General features: G+C 68.3%; 4 protein-coding genes. All 4 read right to left on the reverse strand.

Features of this window, described 5'->3' with window-relative positions; genetic code table 11:
- Positions 1–574, reverse strand: a 574-nt coding sequence (locus FDZ70_06990; GenBank protein ID TLM74908.1) for a hydrogenase maturation protease, incomplete at its 3' end; no start/stop codon positions are given.
- Positions 463–1095 (reverse strand): Ni/Fe-hydrogenase, b-type cytochrome subunit, encoded by a 633-nt coding sequence (gene cybH / locus FDZ70_06995; protein TLM74909.1) that lies wholly within the window; start codon positions 1093–1095, stop codon positions 463–465. The genes cybH and FDZ70_06990, both read right to left, overlap by 112 nt.
- Positions 1096–1184: 89 nt before the next feature.
- Positions 1185–2843: a nickel-dependent hydrogenase large subunit gene (locus FDZ70_07000; GenBank protein TLM74910.1), complete on the reverse strand. Its 1659-nt coding sequence runs from the start codon at positions 2841–2843 to the stop codon at positions 1185–1187.
- Positions 2844–4010, reverse strand: a complete 1167-nt coding sequence (locus tag FDZ70_07005) for a hydrogenase small subunit (protein ID TLM74911.1) — start codon at positions 4008–4010, stop codon at positions 2844–2846.
- Positions 4011–4188: the final 178 nt, after the last annotated feature.

The raw sequence follows: 4188 nt of genomic DNA on the forward strand, positions 1-4188 counted from the left end.
GATGGAGCTCGACCTGCACTCCGACGAAGTCCGCGTCAGGCATCCGGCCGGTCAGCGCGGCGGTCTGCAGCACGTCGACGAGCCGCATGTCGTGGAGCGAGTGCATGACCTGGCTGCTCGCGAGGTCGTCCGCCTTGAGCAGCACGACCGTGCCCGGATCGTGCCCCGTGCCATCGACGGCGTCGAGCACCACCAGGTAGTCGGCGCCGCGGACGAGGCCGAGGATGCTCATCCCCATCGTGCCGGCGTCCATGACGGTCACGTTCGCGGGGAAGTCGAACAGGCGCAGCAGTTCCTCGACGGCGCGGATGCCGACCCCCTCATCGCCGACGAGCGGGTTGCCGACTCCGAGTATCGTCACGTTCTGCGGTCCGTCGGTCACGGCGGCATCCGTCCTGTCGTGGGGCGGGGCCCCGGAGCGTGACACGCCCCGGGGCCCCGGCGGGCGCTCCCGCGCCGAGCCTAGTGCTCGGGCGCGGGCGTCTCCTTGCCCAGGAACATGAGAGGCAGTGCCTCCACGTCCTCGGCGCAGGAGAGGTACACGTGGATCATGGTGATGAGGATGAACACCCACATGATGAAGTAGTGGGCCATCCGCATGACCATCAGGCCGCCGACGGCGTCAGTGAGGCCGGCGAAGACCTGGTCGGTGGGGCCGTAGATCGCGAAGCCCGTGATGCCCTGGAGGACCAGAAACACCTGCATGGCGACGTACGCCAACTTCTGCAGGGGGTTGTACTTGCCCGTCCTCGGGTGCTTCTTCACGACGAACAGGTAGTACCCGATCGTCCGAAGGAACTTGCCCTTGTTCTCGGGCTGGGGGATCCAGTTGATCCAGTCCGGGGCGACCTCACGGGTGCCCTTCACGTTCGCGTCCCTCAACGTGAAGACCAGGACGAACCTGATCACCAGGTTGATCAGCACGAGCCACATGCACACGAAGTGCAGCGAACGCATGAGCTCCATGCTCGCGGTCGAGAACGGGAAGTGGATGAAGAAGCCCGTGAACGCCAGCACGACCATGCACACCAAGTGGATCCAGTGCGTCACGCGCGCGGGGAACGGGTGGGCTTCCTTGTATGCACCGTGAGACATGGGCCTCAGCCCCCGATGCCGTACGGCTTGCTGAAGACGGTCGCTTCCTTGCCGGTCTTGGTGTCCATCACGTGGACGCCGCAGCCGATTCAAGGATCGAAGCTGTGTACGACCCGCAGGGGCTCGAGCGGCTTCGTCGGGTCAGCCACGGGAGTGCCGACGAGCGCGGCCTCCATGGCGCCCATGTTGCCGTCCGCGTCGCGCGGCGACACGAGCCAGGTCGACGGAGCGATGACCTGGTAGTTCTCGATGTTGCCGCCCTTGACGTCGACCCAGTGGCCGAGGGCGCCGCGCGGCGCCTCCCACAGGCCGGCGCCCGAGCCGGTGTCGCCACGCTCGGTGGTGAAGAACGAGCTGTCGCCGCCCTTGATGGCCGCGACGAGGTCGTTGCACCAGCCGACAGCCCACTCGGCGACCACCGCTGCCTCGAGGTTCCGGGCGGCGATGCGGCCGAGAAGCGAGAAGAGCACACCCGGGTCGCTCGTGCCGAGCTTGGCCAGCGTGCCGTCGATGATCTTCTTGACCTCCGGGCGGCCGGCGAAGTAGGCCACGACCATGCGGGCGAGCGGCCCGACCTCGACGGACTTGCCGTCGTGGCGCGGCGCCTTGGCCCAGGAGTACTTGCCCTCGAGGTCGTAGGCGGTGAAGTCCGCCTCGGTGGCGCCCTGCGCCGGGTTCAGTGTGGACGGCGACTTGTACCAGGAGTGCTCGACGTACTCCATGACCTTGGCGGGGTCGGCGTCGGCGAGCTTGGCCGCCTTGACGTCGACGGGGCCGGGCTTCTTCGCGTCCGTGTAGACCGCGCCGCTCGGCAGGAACCGCTTCTTGCGGTCGTCCGGAGCGGCCGGGTCGGCGAAGACGCCCCACGCGAGCATGTTCCCGGTGCCCGTGCCGTAGTTGATCGCGTCGAGGTAGAACGGCGCGATGGCCAGGGTGTCCGGGATGAGCCGCGTGTCGATGAACTCCTTGACCTTGGTGAAGCGGAAGACGACGTCGTCGAGCTTCTCCTCGGTCGGGACCCACGCCGAGCCGCCGGGCAGCTGCGTCATGAAGTGCGGGAACTTCCCGCCCATGACGGCGATGATCGTGGCCGCCTCGGCCTGCATCTCGAGAGCCTCGAGGTAGTGGGCCACGGCGATGAGGTTGACCTCCGGCGGCAGCTTGTACGCCGGGTGGCCCCAGTAGCCGTTGGTGAAGATGGACAGCTGGCCGCCGGCCACGAACGTCGACAGGCGGGTCTTGATCGCGCCGAAGTCGGCGGTCGCCAAGCCCAGATCCTGGCACAGGTCGTAGCACTTCGCCACGTCAGCGGAGAGCGCGGAGACCACGTCGACGTAGTCGAGCGCGGTCAGCGTGTAGAACCACAGGATGTGGCTGTGCAGGTACTCGGCCGCCTCGATGAGGTTGCGGATGATGACGGCGTTCTTCGGGATCTTGATGCCGAGCGCGGCCTCCGAGCCCATCGTGGATGCGTGGCCGTGGGAGATCGGGCACACGCCGCAGATGCGCTGCGAGACGTAGTACGCGTCCTCGGGCTTGCGGCCCTTCAGGATCGTCTCCATGCCGCGGTACATGCACGCCGAGACCCACGCCTTGCTGACGACGCCGTCCGTGACCTCGCACTCGACCCGCAGGTGACCCTCGATGCGAGTGACGGGGTCGATGACGACGTTCTTGCCGGCGGCGGGTGCCGCGGTGGTGACCGGTGCGGCCGTGGTGACCGTCGGGGTCGTGGTTGACTCAGGCATCTACTCGCCGCCTCCCTTCTCGTCCTCGAGGGGGGCGCCGTGCCCCATGCGTCCGGTGACCGTCTGGGCGATGCCGTGCACGAGCAGCGCTCCGCCCGCGACGGCACCGAGGCCGATGCCGATGGTGTCGGGACTCATGCCGCCGATGCCCGGCAGCTGGACGTCGGCCATCCGCTGGACGAACGGAGCCGAGTTGTCGACCCAGTTCAGCCCGCCGCAGCCGATGCAGGGGGAGCCGGACTCGACGCACCAGCTGACCCTGCGGTTCCACCGCACGGTCGGGCAGTTCGTCAGCGTCTGCGGGCCCTTGCAGCCGACCTTGTACAGGCAGTAGCCCATGGCCTCCTCGGGTGACCCGAAGGTCTCCACGAACTCGCTGTTCTCGAAGTGGCCACGACGCGGGCAGTTGTCGTGGATGGTCGAGCCGAAGATGAGCTTCGGCCGGCCGCTGGCGTCCAGCTCCGGCAGCTTGCCGAGGAGCAGGACGTCGATGACGAGCACGACGACCCACTCGGGGTTGACCGGGCACGTCGGCACGTTGACGACCGGGACCGCGATGCCCTCGTTCTTGCAGAACTCGGCCACGCCGATGCCGCCGGCGGGGTTCGGGTTCGCCTTCACCCAGCCGCCGTCCACGGCGCACGAGCCGACCGCGACGATCGCGTCGGCCTTGGCGAGGATCTTCGCGAGCTCCTCGGTCGCCGGCTTGCCTGCGATGCGGAGCGCGTTGCCCTCGAAGCCGGTCATCACGGCGCCCTCGACGATCGCGATGAAGCCGCCTGCCTCGACCGTCTTCTCGATGTTCTCGTTGGCCTGGTCGCCGGCGGCGGCCATGACCGTCTCCCAGTAGTTCAGGGAGAGCAGGTCGAGGACGATCGTCGGCACGTCCGGCGAGTCGACCTGTGCCATCGATTCGGTGCAGCCCGTGCAGAGACCCTGCGCGAGCCACAGGACCGGCTTGAGCTTGCCGGCCTTCTCGACGGCTGCGGCGATCTGCGGGACCATCGCCTCGCTGAGTCCGAGGACGGCGGCGACCGAGCCGCAGTACTTGAGGAAGTCCCGGCGTGAGACGCCCCTGATCGCGAGCAGGTCGTACAGCGCGCTCGTCTCCTCCTTCGCCATGCGATACACCTCCTTGCTGTTCGTTCCGGGTACGTTGCCGTGCATGTCGCAACAGCCCGCTCAGGGAGGGCGGCCGCGAGCTGGTCACAGGATCCGGCACCCCTCCCTTCCGACATCCGCAGTGATGCGTGACGACGTGCCGCCCGCGCGCGTGGGCGCTGCGGGCGCGGTTGCCGCGGAGGCGTGCGCGCCGGACCGGCGCGCGGGACGGGCTCAGCGAGGC

This window comes from Actinomycetota bacterium, assembly GCA_005774595.1.
Lineage (GTDB): Bacteria > Actinomycetota > Coriobacteriia > Anaerosomatales > D1FN1-002 > D1FN1-002.

Bases quoted from the DNA above. Each gene is read 5' to 3' on its own strand.
- cybH (TLM74909.1), bottom strand. From the start codon at position 1,095: ATGTCTCACGGTGCATACAAGGAAGCCCACCCGTTCCCCGCGCGCGTG.
- FDZ70_07000 (TLM74910.1), bottom strand. From the start codon at position 2,843: ATGCCTGAGTCAACCACGACCCCGACGGTCACCACGGCCGCACCGGTC.
- FDZ70_07005 (TLM74911.1), bottom strand. From the start codon at position 4,010: ATGCACGGCAACGTACCCGGAACGAACAGCAAGGAGGTGTATCGCATG.